This window comes from Microbacterium sp. (assembly GCF_036823965.1).
Classification (GTDB): domain Bacteria; phylum Actinomycetota; class Actinomycetes; order Actinomycetales; family Microbacteriaceae; genus Microbacterium.
In genome coordinates this window covers 257,879-278,485 of sequence record NZ_DAITBE010000002.1, presented here as the reverse complement: position 1 = coordinate 278,485, position 20,607 = coordinate 257,879, and the positions used below count along the sequence as shown (strand labels likewise).

Here is a 20,607-nt window from a genome sequence, read left to right as displayed (position 1 = left end):
GATTAGATCTCGTCGATCGAGGCTGCCTCGAAGCGGCTGGAGATGTTGATTCCGAGCTCTTCCGCAGCGCGGAAGGCCTCGTCGTCGGTGTCACGCAGGTTGACCAGCGTGCCGTCTGCCGAGAGGACCTCGACGTTCAGGCAGAGCGACTGCATCTCCTTCATGAGCACCTTGAAGGACTCGGGGATGCCGGGTTCCTGGATGTTCTCGCCCTTGACGATCGCCTCGTACACCTTGACGCGGCCGAGGATGTCGTCGGACTTGATCGTGAGGAGCTCCTGCAGCGCGTACGCGGCACCGTAGGCCTCGAGAGCCCACACCTCCATCTCACCGAAGCGCTGGCCACCGAACTGCGCCTTACCACCGAGCGGCTGCTGGGTGATCATCGAGTACGGACCGGTGGAGCGTGCGTGGATCTTGTCGTCGACCAGGTGGTGGAGCTTCAGGATGTACATGTAGCCCACGGAGATCGGCGCCGGGAACGGCTCACCCGAACGACCGTCGAAGAGCTGCGTCTTTCCGGTCGAGTCGATGAGACGGACACCGTCACGCGTCGGGGTGGTCACGTCGAGGAGACCTGCGATCTCCTCCTCGCTCGCACCGTCGAACACCGGGGTGGCGACCTTCGTGCCGGGAGCCGCCTCGAAGGCCTGCTCCGGCAGACGAGCTGCCCACTCCGGGGTGCCCTCGACCTTCCAGCCCTGCTTCGCGATCCACCCGAGGTGGGTCTCGAGGACCTGGCCGAAGTTCATTCGACCGGGGATGCCGAGCGGGTTGAGCACGATGTCGACCGGGGTTCCGTCCGCAAGGAACGGCATGTCCTCGATCGGGAGGATCTTCGCGATGACACCCTTGTTGCCGTGACGGCCGGCGAGCTTGTCACCCTCGGTGATCTTTCGCTTCTGGGCGATGTAGACCACGACGCGGCGGTTGACACCGGAGCCGAGCTCGTCGTCGCCGTCCTCGGCGTTGAACTCCTTGACCGCGATGATCGTGCCCTGCTCGCCGTGAGGCACCTTCAGGGACGTGTCGCGGACCTCGCGGCTCTTCTCGTTGAAGATCGCGCGGAGCAGACGCTCCTCGGCCGACAGCTCGGTCTCGCCCTTCGGCGTGACCTTGCCGACGAGGATGTCGCCGGGGCGGACCTCGGCGCCGATGCGGATGATGCCGCGCTCGTCGAGGTCCTTCAGCAGCTCGGGGCTGACGTTGGGGAGGTCACGGGTGATCTCCTCCTTGCCGAGCTTCGTGTCGCGGGCGTCGACCTCGTACTCCTCGATGTGGATCGAGGAGAGGGTGTCGTCCTTCACCAGGTCCTGGCTCAGGATGATCGCGTCCTCGAAGTTGTAGCCCTCCCACGTCATGAACGCGACGAGGAGGTTCTTTCCGAGTGCCAGCTCACCGTTCTCGGTGGCGGGGCCATCGGCGATGACCTCTCCGACCTCGACGCGCTCACCGGCGTTGACGACGACCTTCTGGTTGTACGACGTGCCCTGGTTCGAGCGGTCGAACTTGCGCAGGTGGTACTCCTGCGTTCCGCCCTCGTCGAGCATGACGACGACGCGGTCTGCGGAGACCTCGGAGACGACACCGGCCTTGTCGGCGGTGAGCACGTCACCGGCGTCGATGGCCGTGTAGCCCTCCATACCGGTTCCGACGAGCGGCGAGTCGCTGCGGAGCAGCGGCACAGCCTGACGCTGCATGTTGGCACCCATGAGGGCGCGCTGTGCGTCGTCGTGCTCGAGGAACGGCACGAGCGAGGTCGCGACCGACACCATCTGGCGCGGGGAGACGTCGATGTAGCCGATGTCCTCCGGCAGGAACATGTCGACCTCGCCGCTGCCGCCCTTGGGGCGGGCCAGGACGTGGCTCTCGATGAAGCGACCCTTGGCATCGAGCGGGGCGTTGGCCTGCGCGATGTTGAAGTCGACCTCTTCGGAAGCCGTGAGGTAGTCGATGTGCTCGGTGACGACACCGTCGGTGACCTTGCGGTACGGGGTCTCGATGAAGCCGAACGAGTTGATGCGCGCGAAGGTCGCGAGCGCACCGATCAGACCGATGTTCGGGCCTTCAGGCGTCTCGATCGGGCACATGCGGCCGTAGTGCGAGGGGTGGACGTCACGGACCTCGACGCCGGCACGGTCACGCGAGAGACCACCGGGGCCGAGCGCGGACAGACGACGCTTGTTCGTCAGACCCGCGAGCGGGTTGTTCTGGTCCATGAACTGCGACAGCTGCGAGGTTCCGAAGAACTCCTTGATCGCGGCGACGACGGGGCGCACGTTGATCAGGGTCTGCGGCGTGATGGCCTCGATGTCCTGCGTGGTCATGCGCTCGCGGACGACGCGCTCCATGCGGGACAGACCCGTGCGGACCTGGTTCTGGATGAGCTCGCCGACAGCGCGGATACGGCGGTTGCCGAAGTTGTCGATGTCGTCGGTCGCGAGACGGATCTCGGCCTTCTTGCCCGAGCGGATGCCGGAGAAGGTCTCCTCGGTGCCCGCGTGCAGACGGACCAGGTACTTGATCGTCGCGACGATGTCCTCGACGGTCAGCACCGACGAGGTCAACGGCTGGTCGAGACCGAGCTTGTGGTTGATCTTGTAGCGACCGACCTTCGCGAGGTCGTAGCGCTTCGGGTTGAAGTAGAAGTTGTCGAGCAGCGCGCGGGCTGCCTCGGCGGCGACCTGCTCGCCCGGACGCAGCTTGCGGTAGATGTCGCGGAGCGCATCTTCCTTCGTGACGATCGTGTCCTTCGCGAGCGTCTCCTCGATCGAGGTGTAGCCGGCGAACTCCGCGAGGATCTCCTCGCTGGTCATGCCCAGCGCCTTGAGGAACACGGTGACCGACTGCTTGCGCTTGCGGTCGACGCGCACGCCGACCTGGTCGCGCTTGTCGATCTCGAACTCGAGCCATGCACCACGGCTCGGGATGACGCGCGCCGACACGATGTCCTTGTCGGACGTCTTGTCGGGGGTCTTGTCGAAGTAGACACCGGGAGAACGCACCAGCTGCGAGACGACGACGCGCTCGGAACCGTTGATGATGAACGTTCCCTTGTCGGTCTGCAGCGGGAAGTCGCCCATGAAGACCGTCTGGGTCTTGATCTCACCCGTGAGGTGGTTCATGAACTCGGCCTCGACGTACAGCGGAGCGGCGTAGGTCTTGCCGCGCTCCTTGCACTCCTCGATCGAGTACTTCTCCGGCTCGAGGTACGGGTTCGTGAACGACAGCTGCATCGTCTCGCCGAGGTCCTCGATGGGAGAGATCTCCTCGAAGATCTCGCCGAGGCCGCTGTTCTCGTTCACGTCGGTGCGGCCGGCCTTCTTGGCCTCGGCAACGCGCGCCTTCCAGGCGTCGTTGCCGACCAGCCAACCGAAGGACTCGGTCTGCAGTGCGAGAAGGTCAGGGACCGTCAGCGTGTCGGAGATCTTGGCGAACGAGAGGCGGGAAGCTCCGCGTCCGTTCTTCGTGGTGGTGGATGTGGATGCGTTGCGAGCAGCAGCCAAGGGAATAACCTCCGTGAGCCCCGCAGGGCTTCTCGATTCCTTTGTCGTCAGGTGGAGTGTGCGCTCGAAGACCTCAACGAATGCCGACCACCATATGAGGGCAGGGAGAAGCGAGCGCAACTACCAACTATACGTGTGATTCTGCGACATGGCAAGCGCAGTCCTTGACCAATGTCGGATGCTGCGGTAAAAGCATCCGGGGACCGGGCCGAGCTGCCTCGGCCCGGCCGTGTCAGGAAGCGATGTTGAGCTCGTTCCCCGGGATCGACGCGAGCAGACGACGTGTGTACGGGTCGCGCGGATTCGTGAAGATCTCCTCGGAGGAGGCCGCCTCGACGAGCGCGCCGTCCTTCATGACGCACACGTAGTCGCTGATCAGGCGCACCACCGCGAGGTCATGCGAGATGAACAGGTAGCTCAGCCCGTACTCCCGCTGCAGATCGCCGAGCAGCCGCAGGATCTGGTCCTGCACCAGCACGTCGAGCGCCGACACCGGCTCGTCGCACACGATCAGATCGGGCGACAGGGCGAGCGCCCTGGCGATCGCGACGCGCTGACGCTGACCGCCGGAGAGCTCGGAGGGATACCGCCGCAGCATCGACTGCGGCAGCGCCACGTCGTCCAGCAGCTGCCGCACGCGCTTGCGCCGCTCGGCACCGCTCCCCCGCTTGTAGAAGTCGAGGGGCTCGGCGATCAGCCGTTCGATCGTGAACATCGGGTTCAGGCTCGAGTACGGATCCTGGAAGATCGGCTGCACGCGCTGCCGGAAGTCCTTGGTGTCCGCCCTGCTGAGCGAGGAGATGTCCTTGCCCTCGAAACGGATCAGGCCGCTGGTGGGCTCGATCACCTTCAGCAGCATGCGCGCCGTCGTGGTCTTTCCCGAGCCCGACTCCCCCACGATGGCGACCGTCTCGCCGCGCGGAATCGCGAGGGACACGTCCTTGACCGCGACGAAGTCCTCCTTCTGACCCCGCACCGGGTACACCTTGGTGAGGTTCTCGATCTCGACGATGGCGTCGACCGGCGCTGCGGTCTGCTCATGGACCGGCGTGCGCTCGCTGGTCACGGCCGCCTCGGGTGCTGAGCCGGTTGCCTGGGTTGCTGAGCCTGTCGAAGCATCCTTCGTCTGGAATGCTGCCGGCTGCAGACGCGCGACGGCGACCGACGGCGCGGCCTTCACCAGGGACTGCGTGTACGGGTGCTGCGGATCCTCCAGGATCTGCCGCGCATCGCCCTGCTCCACGACCTTGCCGCGGTGCATCACGATCACTCGCTCCGCACGCTCGGCGGCAAGACCCAGGTCGTGCGTGATGAGCAGCACCGCAGTGCCGAGCTCGCGCGTCATGGCCCCGATCTGGTCGAGGATCGTCTGCTGCACCGTGACGTCGAGCGCACTCGTCGGCTCATCGGCGATCAGCAGGCGCGGCTTGCAGGCGAGTCCGATCGCGATGAGCGCGCGCTGGCGCATACCGCCCGAGAACTCGTGCGGGTACTGCTTCGCACGGCGCTCCGGATCGGGCAGACCTGCCGCCGTCAGCGCCTCGACCACCTTCTCCTGCACGTTCTGCCTGGTGGCCAGCCCGTGCGCGAGCAGCGTCTCGGCGACCTGCGTGCCGATCTTCGCGACCGGGTTGAGATTCGACATCGGGTCCTGCGGAACGAGACCGATGTCGCGCCCGCGGATCGCACGCAGCTCGTGCTCCGGAGCGTGCGAGATCTCGCGGCCGTCGAGGCGGATGCTGCCCGAGGCGATGCGTCCTCCCCCGGCGAGCAGCCCGATGATCGCCATCGCGGTCGTCGACTTGCCCGAGCCGGACTCGCCGACGATCGCGACCGTCTGACCCGGCTCGATCTCGAGGTCGACGCCCTCGACGGCGTGCACGACGCCGTCCATCGTGGCGAAGTCCACCGCCAGGCCCTGGACCGACAGCAGCGGTGCGCCGGACATCTGGTTCTCCTTCGTGACGTTCATCGTGCCCTCGTCCTCGGGTCCATGGCCTCGCGCAGCGCCTCACCGAACAGCGTGAAGCCGAGCGCGGTGACGGCGATGCAGATGCCGGGGAGGAACGCGAGCCATGGAGCGATCGCGAGCTCGGCCTGCGCATACGTGAGCATGCGCCCCCACTCCGCCGTCTCGGGTCGGCCTCCGCCGAGTCCGAGGAACGACAGCGCTGCCGCATCGATCACGGCGGTGGCGAGCGTCAGGGTGCCCTGCACGATCACCGGTCCGATCGCGTTCGGCAGCACGTGCGACATGGTGATCTGCCCGCGGCCGAGACCGAGGGTCTGCGCCGACAGCACGTAGTCGCTCGAACGCTGCTGCAGCATGGAAGCCCGCAGCAGTCTGGCGAAGATCGGCACCTGCGATGCACCGATCGCGATCATCACCGCGAACGGCGTCTGACCGAGGATCGCGGCGATCGACACCGCGAGCAGCAGGTTCGGCACCGACAGGATGATGTCGACGATGCGCATGATGAGCGTGTCGACCCAGCCGCCGAAGGTGCCGGCGAGCAACCCGAGGATCATGCCGCCGACCAGACCGAGCGCTGTCGAGATCACGCCGACCAGGAGCGACGCCTGCGCGCCCCAGATCAGCTTCGACAGCACGTCGCCGCCGAACCGGTCGAGGCCGAGCGGGAACTGCGCCAGCTCGCCTGGACCGGGGATGTGGGTCGGGGTGATGAACTTCGCGCCGGGGAGTGCGGTCTCCGGATACGGGGAGAGCACCGGTGCGAGTGCCGCGACCAGGATGAAGAGCAGCACGATGGCGGCGCCGATCCAGGCGGTCGGGTTGCGCCGGAGCCTGCGGAACACATCGCGCCAGAACCCGCCTGGCCCGTCCTTCAGGTCGGACTGGGCGATGGCGACGGTGTCGATGATCTCGCCGCCCTGTGCGGGTGGAAGTGCAACGCTCATGACACGACCTCCTTTCGAGCATCGATGAGGAACATCACTGCACCCTCACTCTCGGGTCGATGAAGCTGTACGACACGTCGACCGCGAGGTTGATGAGGGCGTACGCGATCGCGATGAAGATGATGAAGCCCTGCAGCACCGGGAAGTCTCGGGTGAAGATCGCCCTCGCGAGGAACGATCCGATGCCCGGGAAGGCGAACACGGTCTCGGTGAGCACTGCTCCGGAGATCAGCAGTCCGGTCTGCAGACCGATCGTGGTGATCACCGGCAGCATGGCGTTGCGCAGGATGAAGCGGTTGCGCAGCGTGCTCGATCCGACGCCCTTCGCGCGTCCCGTCCGCACATAGTCCGCGTTCTGCACCTCGAGCACACTGGCCCTGGTGATGCGGACGATGATCGCGAGCGGGATCGTGCCCAGCGCGAGTGCCGGCAGCACGAGGTGCAGGATCGCATCCCATGCCGCGTCGAACTCGCCGGTGATCAGCCCGTCCCAGACATAGAACCCCGTCGGATGGGTGGCGTCTATTCGCGGGTTCTGTCTGCCGTCCGACGGCAGCCAGCCGAGCTGCACCGCGAAGACGTACTTCAGGATGAACGCCAGGAAGAACACCGGGATGGTGATGCCGACCAGACTCAGCACCACGGATGCGTGATCGCTGAACTTGCCGTGCCGGCGTGCTGCCCAGTAGCCGAGCGGGATGCCGACGCCGATCGCGAAGATCAACGCCATGACGCTCAGCTCGAGGGTCGCGGGGAACCGACGGAGGAACTCGTCGACGACGGGCCGGTTCGTCTGGATCGAGGTGCCGAAGTCACCCTGCAGGAGGCGACCGATCCAGACGAAGTACTGCTCGAGCAGCGGCCTGTCGAAGCCGTAGAGCTCGTTGACTCTGGCGATGGCCGCCGGTGTCGCCTTCTCACCGAGAAGTGCGACCGCCGGTCCACCGGGGAGGGCCCTGACCCAGGCGAACAGCAGGACGCTGAGGCCGAACAGGGTGGGAATGAGGAACAGCAGACGTCTGCTGATGGTGCGCAGCAAAGAGATCTCCGATGATCGGAAGGTACGCCGTGCTCCGGTCCCCACGACATGCGCGGGGACCGGAACACGGCACCTCAGATGGTCAGACCTACTTGGTGAGGACGATGTCGGTGAAGACCTCGTCGTTCACGGGGCTGGCCGGGTAGCTCTTCACGCGCGGGTCGAACGCCAGGGTCGGCGCCGGGTGCGCGAGCGGGACGCCGGGGATGAACTGCGCGACATCCTCGTTGATCTCCTCGTAGAGCGCGGTCTGCTCATCCAGGTTGGAGACGCCGCGCGCCTCCGTCAGCTTCTGGAAGAGCTCCGGGTTGTCGAAGCCCCACTCGGAGCTCTGCTGACCGAAGAAGACGCCGACGAAGTTGTCGGTGTCGTTGTAGTCGCCGGTCCAGCCGAGCAGGTGGATGCCGTGATCCGAGGTGCCGGTGGTGCGGTCGAGGTACTCGACCCACTCCTCCGAGACCGGGGTGGTCTCGACGCCGACCTCGGCCAGCTGCGACGACAGCACCGTGAAGATCTGCTCGGGGTCCGGCATGTAGGGACGCGAGACGTTGACCGGGTAGTTGAAGGTCAGCTTCAGCGGATTGGCCTCGGTGTAGCCGGCCTCGGCGAGCAGCGACTTGGCCTTGTCCTGGTCGAAGTCGTAGGTCGTGACGTCGGGGTTGTATCCGTTGACGACCTGCGGCACGAACTCGATCGCCTTCTCGGTGCCCTCAGGCAGGACCTGGGTGATCAGGGCGTCCTTGTCGATCGCGTACGAGAGCGCCTCGCGCACCTTCGGGTCCTGCAGCTCGGGGACCGCCTGGTTGAAGGCGAGGTAGAGGATGGTGAACGGCGGCCGTGAGACCATCGTGAAGCCGTCGTCCTCGAGCGCCTTGGTGTCGGCGGGACCGACGAGGTCGTAGCCGTCGATCGATCCGGACTCGAGCGCCTGGCGGCGTGCGGTCGGGTCGTCGATCGTGCGGAAGATGATCTCGGAGACCTGTCCCTTGTCACCCCAGTAGCCGTCGTACGACTTCAGCCTGACCTGCTCGCCCGGAGCCCACTCCTCGAACTGGTACGGGCCGGTGCCGACCGGGCGGCCCATCGCGTACTCGGAGAGCACCGGCGCCTCGGCGGAGCCGCTGACCTCATCCGCACCGAACTCCTGCAGCGCAGAGGGGCTCTGCATCGCGAAGGACGGGAGCGACAGCGAGGCGACGAAGCCGGCGAAGGGCTTGTTCAGTTCGATCGTGACCGAGTAGTCGCCATCAGGGGTGCACGACTTGTAGACGGCGTCCTCCGGCGTGGAGGCGTACCCCTTGAAGAGCTTGTTGTAGTAGTAGCCGAACGCCTCGGAGGCGGCAAGACCGGTCCAGTTGTACCAGCGGTCGAAGTTGACGCAGACGGCCTCGGCGTTGAACGGCGTGCCGTCCTGGAAGGTCACGTCCTCCTTCAGCGCGAACGTGTGCGACATGCCGTCCTCCGACGACTCCCAGCTCTCTGCGAGGAGCGGAGCCGGGTCCGCGGTGCCCGGCTCGGTGCCGACCAGACCCTCGAAGATCTGGCGGGAGACGCGGAACGTCTCGCCGTCCTGCGCGAATGCGGGGTCGAGGCTGGCCGGATCCGAGGATGCGGCGAAGACGAACGTGCCGTCGACATCACCGGAGCCCTCTCCTGCATCGTCGTTCCGTTCGCTGGCGACACATCCTGCCAGGACGAGAGCGGCGAGTGTCGCTCCGGTGACGGCGATGAGACCTCGCCGACGCGTGACTGATTGGTGCATTGTGTGACCTTCCCTGTCGGGCGCTTCGTTGCGCGTGCCCGAAGCCGTTGCGCCTCGGGTCACGGTGATGCCTCGACGCTACCCAGCTGATCCACAGATACCAACCACCTGCGTATCTCGATCCGGTATCGACGTGAATCGCCTGTTCGCGATCCGGTAGTGTCCAGAACGTGCCGGACTCCGCCCCGATCGCCGTCTGCATCGGCGAGGGCCTCATCTCTCTGGTGGCCGCGACCGCGGGGCCCCTGCAGGATTGCCGCACCTTCCATCGGTCCCTCGCCGGAGCCGAATGGAACACCGCCATCGCACTCGCATCCGCCGGCGTCCGCACCGCCGTCGTATCCCGCGTCGGCGATGACGGCTTCGGGCGCTTCCTCACCGCGGAGCTGCGTCGGCACGGGGTCGACGACACCGCGGTCGAGATCGATCCGGATGCGCCGACCGGCCTGTACGTCAAGGAGCTGGTGCCGCGTCCGGACGGCGCGGTCGACGGCGCCATGCACTACTACCGGACCGGTTCCGCCGCCTCGGCGATGTCGCCGGCGACCCTCGCCGCACCGGCGGCATCCGCTGTGCTCGAGTCCGCCGCACTCGTGCACGTCTCCGGGATCACGCCAGCGTTGTCCGACTCCGCGCTGGCTGCGCAGGAGACGCTGTTCGCCGAACGTCGGGCGCATCAGGTGCTCAGCTTCGACCTCAACTGGCGACCCGTGCTGTGGCGCGGCCGCGAAGCCGAGGGTCGGGCGGTGCTCACCGACTTCGCCCATCGCGCCGACGTCGTGTTCTGCACCGGGTCGGATGCCGAGGCCGTGTTCGGCACCGCCGACCCGCAGGAGCTCCGCGGGCTGCTCGCGGAGCCTCGATACCTCGTGCTCACCGATCCACGCGGCGCGGTGGCCTTCGACGGAGCCGAGCGCGCTGACAGCGATGCCGTCGACACCCCGGTGGTCGAGACCGTCGGGGCCGGCGATGCCTTCGCTGCCGGATTCCTCGCCGGCATCCTCACCGGGCTCTCGCTCACCGGCAGCCTGGCCCGCGCGCATCGCATCGCGGCACGAGCGCTCGCGAGCACCCGCGATCACATCGGCTGAGCACGCCGTTCGAGCCTGCGGTCAGCCCTCGACGCTCGGCTGCGCGCGCTGACGCGGCACCGCAGCATCATGCGTCCGCTGCAGCGAGATCACCACGGGCTCACCGCGGTGCTGCACGACACGGACGAACAGCACGTCGACCAGCGCGAGCTGAGCGATCCGGCTCGACATCGCGGCCATCCGGAAGGGCGACTCGTGCGCGTGGGTGAGCAGCACGACGTCGGCGGCCAATGCGAGCGATGACTCGCCGACACTCGTGACCGCGACCGCGAGCGCGCCGGCATCCCTGGCGACCTCGAGCGCCCGCAGCGTCTCGACGGTCTCGCCGCTGTGCGAGAAGGCGATCGCGACATCGTCGCCCCCGCGCAACGCGGCAGTGGTCACCGCGAGATGCGGGTCAGCCGAGTGCGTCACGGAGCAGCCGATGCGCGAGAGCTTCAGCAGCAGGTCCTGCGCGGTCAGCGATGACGCCGCCTGCCCGAAGAGATCGATGTGGCGCGCGGCGACGACGGCCCTGGCGACCCGATCGAGCGCGACCGCGTCGAGCCCGAGGGCCGTCCGCTCGATCGCATCGATCTCCTGGGCCGCGAGCTTCGCGGCGATCGCCATCGGCTCGTCCTCAGGGTCGATCGCCGTGGTGTCGAGACTGAACCGCGCCTGCTGCGCCTGCTCCAGCGTGACCGTTCGGGCGACCGCGACCCGCAGCTCGCGGTAGCCGCTGAAGCCGAGCGACTGGGCGAAGCGCGCGACGGTCGACAACGAGGTCCGGCAGAGCTTCGCCAGGTCGTTGATCGCCAGGTCGATCACCAGCGTGGGATCGGCGAGGATCGTCTCCGCGACGCGCGCCTCTGCGGCGCTCAGTCGTGAGACCGAGCGTCGCACCAGTGCGAGTACGTCTGCGTCCACCGAGGGTCCGTTCAGCCTGTCCTGCCGAGCAGTCTCTCGCGCGCGACCTGCGCGCCGACGCGGCTCGCCGCAGCGACCTCGACCGTCGGCAGCGGCAGCGGCGTCCTGGTCGGCAGACCGACGTTCACGACGACAGCACGAGGATCGCGGACGGCCGCCCGTTCGACCAGCGCACGCTGCGCGGCGTCGGTGTCCGGACGATCGATCAGGATGACCGTGGTGCCGGCGGCGGCGGTCATCTCGTCGAGGATGCGGTCCTGCTCTGCGACCTCGGTGCTCGCGACGTCGAGGCGCACGCGCCGGTCGTCGCCGGCGAGGGAGCCTGCGACATACGACGCCGCACTGTCCACAGCGAGGGTTGACCGGCGACGGGCGTCGACCACGGTGAGCGAGGATGCGGTGTCCGGCTCGTCGCCGGTCACCGAGATCATGCGTCGGACGATCGACGCTGCGTCGAAGTCATCGGCAGTCGGGATGGCATCCGAGGCCGTCGCACGCAGCTTCGCCGCGAGTGCCGCCACCCGGGCGGCGGCCTGCTCGACGCGCTCTCGTGTGAGCGAGCCGTCACGCAGCGCCTCGACGATGCCGTCACGGGCTGCGAGGAAGTCGCGCAGGTCCTGGTCGGGCAGGGCGGCGTCTCCCGGGTTCGTCGGGTTGCCGATGCAGAGCAGATCGGCTCCGGCGGCGAGGGCGAGTGCTGCTCCCCCGCCGATGCCGACCGTCTCGCGGATCGCGGCCATGTCGAGCGCATCCGTGATGATGACGCCCTCGAAGCCCCAGTCGCGCAGCATGCCGAGCACTCGGGGGTTCAATGTCGCCGGCGCCTCGCCCCACGCGGGGACGACGATGTGCGCGGTCATGACCGAGTCGACACCGGCCTCGATCGCGGCACGGAACGGCTCGAGGTGCACCCGCTCGTACTCCTCGATGTCGAGGGAGATCTCGGGCAGCGCGTGGTGCGAGTCCATGTGGGTGTCGCCGTGGCCGGGGAAGTGCTTGACGCACGCCGCGACCCCGCCGTCCTGGATGCCGTCGATCGCCGCGATGGCATGACGCGTGACCAGCTCGGTGTCGTCGCCGAAGGCGCGGACGCCGATCACCGGGTTGCGGGGGTCGGTGTTGACGTCGGCGACCGGACCGAGCACGACGTTGGCGCCGACCGCGGCCACCCGGCGAGCGAGCTCCGCTCCGGTGCGCTCGGTCGCGATCAGGTCGTCGAGGAGTCCGAGCTGCGCCGCCCCGGGGATCGTCGATCCCTCGGCCGACTCGAGCCGGGTGACGCTGCCGCCTTCTTCGTCGACCCCGATCAGGGCATCCGGGTTGGCCGCGAGGATCGACGCGCTCAGCGCGGGCAGACCATCGCCGATGTTCTGCCCGAAGTAGACGACGCCCGCGAGGCCGTCGCGCAGTTCTTCGAGCAGCCAGGCCGGAGCCTCGGTGCCGAAGAAGCCGGGCCACAGCACACCGTTCGCGAGACGGGTGAGGTCGTCGCTCATCCCTTCACCGCACCCGCGACCATGCCGGCCGAGAGGCGGCGCTGGACGATGATGAAGAAGACCATGACCGGCAGGGTGATGATCGTCGACGCGGCCATGATGCTGCCCCAGTCGTTCGCGAACAGGCCGAAGAACGACTTGAGACCGATCGAGACCGTGTACTGGTCGGTCTCCGCGCCCAGGATCGTCATGGCGAAGATGAACTCGTTCCAGGCCGTGATGAAACTGAAGATGCTCGTCGCGACGAGACCGGGCATCACGAGCGGCAGCAGGATCGAGCGGAACATCCGCCACCAGCTTGCGCCGTCGATGTAGGCGGCTTCCTCGAGCTCGACCGGGACGGCGGCGACGAAGCCGCGCAGCATCCAGATGCCGAACGCCAGTGAGAGCGCGATGTAGACCACCATGAGCCCGAGGATGCTGTTCAGCAGCCCGAGGCTCTTGACCTGGAGGAACAGCGGGATGACGAGTGCCTCCAGCGGCACCATCTGCACCACGAGGATCATCATGAGCACCGTGGTGCGGAACTTGAAGCGGAACCGGGCGACGGCGACCGCGGCGAGCAGGCAGACCAGGGCGCTCACGAGCACCGTGACGACTGCCACGATGGCGGAGTTGCGCAGGAAGGTGCCGAAGCCGCCCTCCGTCAGCACGAAGGCGAAGTTGTCGAAGGTGAACTCCTGCGGGAGCAGCGACTGCCCACCGCTGGAGGCCTTCTTGTCGAACGCGCTGGAGACCATCCAGTAGACGGGGAACAGCGTGAAGATCAGGACGGCCGCGACCGCGATCCCGATGCCGATGCGGGAACGGAGAGAGGCGCGGGGGTTCACAGCTCGTCCTCCTTCATGAGGGATCGGATGTACACGATGGTGATGCCGATCAGCACGAGCGTGAGCAGCACCGCGAGCGCTGCGCCGAAGCCGTAGCGGTTCTGACCGAACGACTCGACGTAGGACCACACGCCGAGGTTCAGCACCGAGCGGTTGCCTCCGCCACCGCCGGGCATCAGGTACACCTGTGCGAAGACCTTGAAGTCCCAGATCGTCGACAGGATGATCACGACCGAGAACACGGGCTTGAGCGTGGGGAAGATGATCTTCCAGAAGCGGCGCCAGGCGCCTGCGCCGTCGAGGGCTGCAGCTTCGAGCATCTCCTTCGAGACGCCGAGGAGGCCGGCGAGCACCGTGATCGCCACGAACGGGAAGCCGTGGTGGACGACGTTCAGGAGCACGATGGCGTAGAACGACCACTGGTTCGTGAACCAGTTGACCGAGCCGTCCATCAGACCGAGGTCCCGCAGCACGGAGTTGAAGATGCCGCGGTCGGCATCGAAGATGAAGGTCCAGACGTACGTGCCGGTCACGGCGGGCATCGCCCACGCGACCATGATGCAGCTGGAGACGATGGTGCGCCAGACCGTGCCGAGTCGCGCCAGCAGCAGCGCCACCAGCGTGCCGACGGCGACCGTGACGAACACGGCCACCGCGGCGAACCCGACGGTGTTCGGGAGCACCACCGTCCAGAGCGTCGGATTGGTGAGCGCCTCGATGTAGTTCTGGAACCCGATCCAGTTGCTCTCACCCGTGTTGATCTCGCGAAGACCGTAGTCCTGCAGCGAGTAGATGAAGACCTGCACGAGCGGCCAGAGCATGAGCACCGCGAGGATGATCAGCCCGGGGGCGAGGAGGAGCCAGGGGCGGGCCGCGACGAGCGAGAGGCCTCGCTTGCGCGGCCGGCCGCCGGCCACGGAGGCGGAGGTCGACTCCGTCTTCGTGGCCGGCAGAGGCGCTTGCACCATCGACATGGAAGGAAGGCTTCCTTACTTCTGGTTGAGCAGTTCGGTCATCTCGGCTGCGGCGTCCTTCGTCGCGGTGGCGACGTCCTTCTGCCCGCTGAGGATGGCCTGCATCATGGAGTTGGTCGTCTTCTTCGCCTGGACGGCTCCGAAGTTCGGGGTGACCGGGACGGATGCTCCGCCGTCGACCATCTGCTCGGCGAACGGCGCGACGAGAGGATCGGTCGAGGCCAGGGCCTCTTCCATCGCGGACTGGACGCCCGGGAAGTATCCGGTCTCGTTCGACCACTGCTCGGCGAACTTGCCGGTGGTCATGAGCTTGACGAACTCCCACGCGAGGTCGGCGTTCTTCGTCGTGTTGAAGACCGAGAGGTGCGATCCGCCGAGCACGGACGGAGCGATGCCGCCGTCTTCGCCGGGGATGACCGCCGCGCCGATCTTGCCCTCGAGGTCGGGGTTGGCCTCGATGAGCGTCTTCGGGGTCCAGGAGCCCGAGAGCATCATGCCGACGTTGCCCTGCGTGAACGCGTCACGGAGGTCGGTCTCCTTCCAGGTGGTCGCACCCGCGGAGGAGAAGCCGTGCTCGGTGGCGAGACCGGTGTAGAACTCGATGCCGGCCTGCGACTCCTTGCTGTCGAGCTCGCTGGTCCAGGTGTCGCCGTCCTTCGTGGCGATCTCTCCGCCGGCGCCCCAGACCCAGGGGTAGACCTGGAACTCGGCGTCGCCCGCGACCGGGAACGGCATCATCTCGGGGTGGGCGGCCTTGATGGCCTCGCCTGCGGCGACGATGTCGTCCCAGGTCTTCGGAGCCTCGAGTCCGAGCTCCTCGAACACGTCGGCGCGGTAGACGATCGAGCGGACGCCGGCGTACCACGGCATGCCGTAGAGCTCGTCGTCGTAGGTGCCGGCGACCGCGAGGCCCTCGACGAGGTCGTCGCGCAGGCCCTTCTCGGCGTCGACGTAGGAGTCGAGCGGCTCGAGCGCGCCGGCGTCGGCGAACTCAGCGGTCCAGGTGGTGCCGGTCTCCGCGATGTCCGGCGTGGTGCCGCCGGCGATCGACGTCACGAAGCGATCGTGCGCGTCGGCCCACTGGATCTCCTCGATCTTGACCGTGGCGCCGGTCTCCTTCTCGAAGGCCGTGGAGACCTCGTCGTAGAAGGCGGATGCGTCGGGGTTCGTGCCCTTCATGATCCAGACGGTGAGCTCCTGGCCCTCTCCGTCAGTGCTGCCGGCGTCGCTGCCGCCACCCGCGCAGGCGGCCAGACCGAGCGTGGCCGCGGCGCCGAGCGCCAGGGCCGGAAGAATGCGCTTGTGCATCAGGAAGATCTCCTCTTTGAAATGACGTTCGCGGGCATCGGGTGCTCGCCAGTAGGAAAAGTATTTACGACTAACTAATTATCTGCAAGTTCTTCTCAGAATCGTCACCCGGTCGTGACAACTCTTTCCAACGGTAGGCTCGCGGGCATGGTCCGCAGTCACAAGCGGGACACGGTCGCACGACACGCGCCGCTCCCGACCAGAAGCGCCCTCTCCACGTTCCTCCGCTTCCTGGGCATCGGCCTCGCAGTCGTGGTCGTCTCGGCCATCGCGGTCGGAGCGTTCATCGTGGTCGACCTCTTCAATCGCGTGAACGACGGCGCGGTCACCCTCGAGGACGCGCCAGAGGTCGAGCCGCCGACGATCGATGCGTACCCCGGCGAGTTCAGCATGCTCATCCTCGGCACCGACGAGTGCGGTGAGGTCTCGACGAGCCTGCTCGGCAAGCGGTGCTCCGAGGCGGACGGCTCGGTGCTCAACGACGTGAACCTCCTGGTGCACGTCTCGGCAGAGCCTCGCACCGTCACCGTCGTCTCCTTCCCCCGCGACCTGATGCTCGAGACGCCGGAATGCACGCGTCCGGACGGCTCCGTCGTGTCCGCGACGAGCAAGACGCAGATCAACGCGATCTACCAGCGCGCCGGACTCTCCTGTGTCGCCAAGACCATCACCGACCTCACGGACATCCCGATCCCCTTCGCCGCGAAAATCGGCTTCGACGGCGTCATGGAGGTCACCGACGCGATCGGCGGCGTCGACGTCTGCATCGGAGGCGACGGCATCCGCGACGGGCAGACCGGCATCGACTGGCCGGCTGGCATGCGCACCGTGTCCGGAGTCGAGGCGCTCCAGTTCATCCGAACCCGCCACGGCGTCGGCGACGGCAGCGACCTCGCTCGTATCTCGAATCAGCAGCAGTACATGTCGCGCCTCGTCAAGAAGATCATGAGCGACGAGGTGCTCACCGACCCGGGCAAGGTGATCGGCCTCGCGAACACGATCGCCGACAACATCGAGCCGAGCGATGAGCTGGGCAACCCGATCCGCCTCGCGCAGCTGGCGCTCTCGATCAAGAACGTGCCGTTCTCCGACTTCGCATTCCTGCAGTACCCCGTGTTCGAGGATCCGGATGACAGCAACAGGCGAGTGCCGGACTGGGATGCGGCGGCCACCATCTGGGATGCGCTGCGAGCGGGGCAGTCCCTGCAGCTCACCGGCGATGTGACGAACAACGGCGGAGTGGAACTCGTCGAACCTGCACCCGACCCGGCAGTGCCTCCGTCGACCGAGGCCCCGTCGACCGAAGCCCCGTCGACCGAGGCTCCAGATGTGCGCGCCACCCTCTCCCCCAACATCTCCGGACAGACGGCCGACCAGGAGACCTGCGCCAACGGCAGGCAGGACTGATCCTCGCCCGCGTGACGCCGTAGGCTCGTGCCATGGGCCGGACGCGAACACGAGACACCGAGCACCCGCAGGCCCGACTGGACCACGGCGGCATCGCACGGGTCATCCCCTCGGAGTTCACGAGCGGGTTCGAGCTGATCGTCGACGACACCCCGCAGTCGCACGTCGACCTCGACGACCCGACGCACCTGCACTTCGAGTACATCGTGCGGATGGGCGCGGTCATCGACCAGCTCGCGGCGGGCCCGCTGACCGCTGTGCACCTCGGTGCCGGAGCGATGACCATCCCGCGGTACATCGACGCCACACGACCCGGGTCCCGGCAGCAGGTGATCGAACTCGAGGCGCCGCTGGTGCAGCTCGTCCGCGACAACCTCCCGCTTCCACAGGGTGCGTCGATCCGCATCCGCATCGGCGATGCCCGTGAGGGCATCCGTCGCCTGCCCGGAGCGCTCACGGAGAGCTGCGATCTCGTCGTGTCCGACGTCTACTCCGGCGCACAGACGCCAGCGCACCTGACCAGCGTCGAGTTCTACCGCGAGCTCTCGGCACTCCTCGCTCCCGGCGGCGTGCTGCTCGTGAACGTCGCAGACGGCCCTGGGCTCGCCTTCGCCAGACGACAGGTCGCGACGATCGCCGAGGTGCTGCCAGAGGTCGGCATCCTCGCCGACACGCAGGTGCTCAAGGGGAGAAGGTTCGGCAACCTCGTGATCGCCGCCTCGGCCGCTCCGCTGCCGACCGAGTGGCTGCCGCGCATGCTCGCGGCGGGTCCGCACCCGGCGAAGATCGCCCAGGGCGCAGAAGTGCAGGCATTCACCCAGGGGGCCAGGGTCGTGACGGATGCGGATGCCGTCGCTTCCCCTCGACCGGACGCCTCGCTGTTCCTGCGCTGACGGGCGCGCCGTCTCGGCGAGGGCGCGAGTGCCAGGCAGACTGGACGAGGGCGCTGCGGAAGGAGAGCAATGAGTTTCATCCGGGGATACGACCAGGAGGACCTCCGCGAACTGGTCGATGTCACTGAGTGCGCGGCACGACTCGAGGAGATCGAGAACCAGCGCAGCCTGCCGGCGCTGCTGGAGCGCGTGTGGCTGCTGAAGGTGCTCGGACGCCTCGACGAGGCACTCACGCTCGCAGATGAGGCCGTGCGCCAGGCACGCATGGCCGGCACCCGCAAGGACGTGCTGCGTGCCCGCGTGCTGCACGCGACGATCCTGCAGTACCGCGGGGCATACGCCGCCGCCGAGCAGGAGCTCGCCACGTGCGCGGATGAGGCCGAGGGGCAGCGGTGGGTCTCCATCGCCGCGTTCGCGCACCACCACCACGGCAAGAACGCCTACGACGCCGGCGACTACGACGTGGCGCGCGAGAGCTTCAAGCGCTCGCTGTTCCTGCGCAGGGAAGCCGGTGCGGCCGACCGCGACCTCGAGGTCGTCCTGCTGGCGATCGAAGCGGCGGAGCGCCGCAGGAGCGGGCAGCTGATCGCGGGCTGACCCCACTCGGCGGCGTCGCGAGCGCCGGTGTCGGTGGCATGGCTTAGCCTGATCGCATGGCCGAACTTGACCGTGTGCGCATCTGGGGCGAGGCACTCATCAAGATGCATCTCGATGCGTCCTGGAGCTTCGGCTTCGACCATGCCAAGCGTCGTGCAGGACAGTGCGACTACTCGAAGAAGCGCATCACGGTGTCGAAGTACCTGGCAGCGCGTTTCGACGACGACGAGATCCATCAGGTGCTCCTGCACGAGGTCGCGCACGCGCTCGCCGGACATGCGGCTGCGCACGGCGCGGCCTGGAAGCGCACGGCCCGAGAGCTCGGCTACGTCGGCGGCACGACGCATCACGGCGAAACGGCGGTCGAGCTGGCGCCATGGGTGGGCCGGTGCCCAGCAGGGCACCTGACGTACCGGCATCGGCGGCCCACGCGTCCGACGTCATGCGCACGCTGCTCGCGGTCGTACGACGCCAGGTATCTCTTCGACTGGACGCGGCGCGAGATCACGACCGATACGAGGCTCGCAGCGCAGATGCCCCGCTGAGCACGACGGCCGTTCCGACTGGGATCGGGTCAGGATGCTGGGCGGTCGGGATCCGATGGCTGCTCGTCGGCATCGGCGTCTGGCGTTCGCGACACGGATGCCTCGGCATCCGTCCACTGCTCCGTCTCCGGTCCATCCGGCAGGTCGTCCTGCTCGTGCGCGACCGCGGCCGCGCGTCGCCGTCGCAGCAGCGCCGTCAACGCGCGCCAGCCCACGAGGAACACACCGAGGGTCAGCGTCGCGACGATGATGAACGCGACCTGCGCCGTATCGCCGGTCGCGATGCGCAGCAGCATCCCGCCGATCACCGTGATCACCCACACCACCAGGCCCCAGAGCACTGACCAGGGCTGGCGCGGTCGACCTGGCAGCAGCGCCGCGATGGCATGACCGAGGAGCAGCGCGACCAGGAACGGCCAGGCGGTGAGCAGGAACCCCGCGGGATTCTCATCGTGCGACGCCCGACCGATCACAGCGAACACGAGCACCAGCACGACATCGACGATCACTGCGGGGAGGTACCTCATGCCCCGACCCTACGCGCGGATCCCGGGCAGGCCAGGATGCGGGCGCGCGCGCCGCGGGAGCAGCGGAATCTCGGAGATCTGCAGGATCGCGGACGAACTCGGCCACGCGGCTCCGAGATTCGGCAGATCTCCGAAGCGCGAGAGGGAAGGTGAGCGCAGGTCAGACGAAGGCGGTGAAGCCGCGCTCGCGGAACACGGGCACAGCGGTGATCGCGTCGAGCTTCGCGGCAGCGGCGACGAACTCGGCATCCGCTGCATCCTGACCCGAGCCGCTCGCGGAGAGCAGATGCCCCAGCGCCCGGCGCAGTGCGCGGAATCCCTCGGCCGCCACGGCAGCATCCGGTGCGGTGTGATCGATGCCGAGGTCGGTCAGCGCGGCGATGATCGCACCGGCACCGAGCTGGTCCTCGACTGCGAAGCGCACGTCGTTCGAGGCATCCCGCTCCCCCGTCGCGACCAGCGCGACCGAGGTGCGCGCCTGCCGCTGCTCCTGGATGGTCTGGATCGCACGGGCGACGGCGCTCGCATTGCGGATGCCGCCGACCAGCACCGTCGAGCCGCTCGCGGCCGCTGTCACCGCGATCGCCGGGGCGACGGAGTCGGACGACCACTCTCCGGCCTCAGCCAGATCGACGGCCGCGCCCTCGGCGACGGCGTCCGCGACTCGCGACGAGAAGTGCAGCACGTCGACGATCACGACGACATCCGTGGCGGCGAGCCGCTCGAGGCCGGCGAGGCCCCAGTCGAGGCGGACCTGATACGTGGACTGATCGAACGGCGACGGCATCCGTCCAGCCTAGGCGCGCG

17 protein-coding genes are annotated in these 20,607 nt (G+C 67.6%); 5 read left to right on the top strand and 12 right to left on the bottom strand.

What is annotated here, in order from left to right; genetic code table 11:
* Window positions 1-2: 2 nt before the first annotated feature.
* The 5 genes from rpoB to V7Z82_RS05555 form a co-directional block, all read right to left on the bottom strand.
* Window positions 3-3,506 (bottom strand): DNA-directed RNA polymerase subunit beta, encoded by a 3,504-nt coding sequence (gene rpoB / locus V7Z82_RS05575; RefSeq protein WP_334148865.1) that lies wholly within the window; start codon window positions 3,504-3,506, stop codon window positions 3-5.
* A gap of 232 nt (window positions 3,507-3,738) precedes the next feature.
* Window positions 3,739-5,478: an ABC transporter ATP-binding protein gene (locus tag V7Z82_RS05570; RefSeq protein WP_334148863.1), complete on the bottom strand. Its 1,740-nt coding sequence runs from the start codon at window positions 5,476-5,478 to the stop codon at window positions 3,739-3,741.
* Window positions 5,475-6,425: an ABC transporter permease gene (locus V7Z82_RS05565; RefSeq protein ID WP_334148859.1), complete on the bottom strand. Its 951-nt coding sequence runs from the start codon at window positions 6,423-6,425 to the stop codon at window positions 5,475-5,477. Before V7Z82_RS05565 ends, V7Z82_RS05570 begins: the two co-directional genes overlap by 4 nt.
* A 34-nt stretch (window positions 6,426-6,459) precedes the next feature.
* Entirely contained in the window at window positions 6,460-7,464 is a 1,005-nt protein-coding gene (locus tag V7Z82_RS05560; protein WP_334148857.1) for an ABC transporter permease, read from the bottom strand.
* 88 nt (window positions 7,465-7,552) lie between these two features.
* Window positions 7,553-9,226 carry an ABC transporter substrate-binding protein gene (locus tag V7Z82_RS05555; protein ID WP_334148855.1) on the bottom strand — a complete coding sequence of 558 codons (1,674 nt, stop codon included), beginning with the start codon at window positions 9,224-9,226 and terminating at the stop codon, window positions 7,553-7,555.
* Between the two features lie 170 nt (window positions 9,227-9,396).
* On the opposite strand from V7Z82_RS05555, the gene V7Z82_RS05550 reads away from it, so the two are divergent.
* Complete coding sequence (locus V7Z82_RS05550; protein ID WP_334148853.1) at window positions 9,397-10,317, top strand: sugar kinase; 921 nt, start codon at window positions 9,397-9,399, stop codon at window positions 10,315-10,317.
* A gap of 21 nt (window positions 10,318-10,338) precedes the next feature.
* Here V7Z82_RS05550 and V7Z82_RS05545 read toward each other — a convergent pair whose 3' ends face one another.
* The 5 genes from V7Z82_RS05545 to V7Z82_RS05525 are packed head-to-tail and all read right to left on the bottom strand — an operon-like array spanning window position 10,339 to window position 15,831.
* Window positions 10,339-11,223 carry a MurR/RpiR family transcriptional regulator gene (locus tag V7Z82_RS05545; RefSeq protein ID WP_334148852.1) on the bottom strand — a complete coding sequence of 295 codons (885 nt, stop codon included), beginning with the start codon at window positions 11,221-11,223 and terminating at the stop codon, window positions 10,339-10,341.
* A gap of 11 nt (window positions 11,224-11,234) precedes the next feature.
* Window positions 11,235-12,719 (bottom strand): glycoside hydrolase family 3 N-terminal domain-containing protein, encoded by a 1,485-nt coding sequence (locus V7Z82_RS05540; protein WP_334148850.1) that lies wholly within the window; start codon window positions 12,717-12,719, stop codon window positions 11,235-11,237.
* Window positions 12,716-13,549, bottom strand: coding sequence for a carbohydrate ABC transporter permease (locus tag V7Z82_RS05535; protein WP_334148847.1), 834 nt, complete (start codon window positions 13,547-13,549; stop codon window positions 12,716-12,718). Before V7Z82_RS05535 ends, V7Z82_RS05540 begins: the two co-directional genes overlap by 4 nt.
* Window positions 13,546-14,523 carry a carbohydrate ABC transporter permease gene (locus tag V7Z82_RS05530; RefSeq protein WP_334148846.1) on the bottom strand — a complete coding sequence of 326 codons (978 nt, stop codon included), beginning with the start codon at window positions 14,521-14,523 and terminating at the stop codon, window positions 13,546-13,548. Before V7Z82_RS05530 ends, V7Z82_RS05535 begins: the two co-directional genes overlap by 4 nt.
* Before the next feature lie 15 nt (window positions 14,524-14,538).
* Window positions 14,539-15,831: a sugar ABC transporter substrate-binding protein gene (locus tag V7Z82_RS05525; protein ID WP_334148842.1), complete on the bottom strand. Its 1,293-nt coding sequence runs from the start codon at window positions 15,829-15,831 to the stop codon at window positions 14,539-14,541.
* A 147-nt stretch (window positions 15,832-15,978) separates the two neighbouring features.
* Here V7Z82_RS05525 and V7Z82_RS05520 point away from each other — a divergent pair, with 147 nt between their 5' ends.
* The 4 genes from V7Z82_RS05520 (at window position 15,979) to V7Z82_RS05505 (ending at window position 19,273) form a co-directional block, all read left to right on the top strand.
* A complete protein-coding gene (locus tag V7Z82_RS05520; protein WP_334148840.1) occupies window positions 15,979-17,238 on the top strand; it encodes an LCP family protein in 1,260 nt (419 codons plus the stop codon).
* A 32-nt stretch (window positions 17,239-17,270) separates the two neighbouring features.
* Window positions 17,271-18,131, top strand: a complete 861-nt coding sequence (locus V7Z82_RS05515; RefSeq protein ID WP_334148838.1) for a spermidine synthase — start codon at window positions 17,271-17,273, stop codon at window positions 18,129-18,131.
* 69 nt (window positions 18,132-18,200) lie between these two features.
* Window positions 18,201-18,728 carry a hypothetical protein gene (locus V7Z82_RS05510; RefSeq protein WP_334148836.1) on the top strand — a complete coding sequence of 176 codons (528 nt, stop codon included), beginning with the start codon at window positions 18,201-18,203 and terminating at the stop codon, window positions 18,726-18,728.
* Window positions 18,729-18,784: 56 nt separating this feature from the next.
* Entirely contained in the window at window positions 18,785-19,273 is a 489-nt protein-coding gene (locus tag V7Z82_RS05505) for a SprT-like domain-containing protein (RefSeq protein ID WP_334148834.1), read from the top strand.
* 29 nt (window positions 19,274-19,302) lie between these two features.
* On the opposite strand, the gene V7Z82_RS05500 is transcribed toward V7Z82_RS05505, so the two are convergent.
* Window positions 19,303-19,800, bottom strand: coding sequence for a DUF3054 domain-containing protein (locus V7Z82_RS05500; RefSeq protein ID WP_334148830.1), 498 nt, complete (start codon window positions 19,798-19,800; stop codon window positions 19,303-19,305).
* Window positions 19,801-19,960: 160 nt separating this feature from the next.
* The gene (locus tag V7Z82_RS05495; RefSeq protein ID WP_334148828.1) at window positions 19,961-20,587 is read right to left on the bottom strand and encodes a 2-phosphosulfolactate phosphatase; all 627 of its coding nucleotides are present in this window, start codon (window positions 20,585-20,587) and stop codon (window positions 19,961-19,963) included.
* Window positions 20,588-20,607 lie beyond the last annotated feature (20 nt).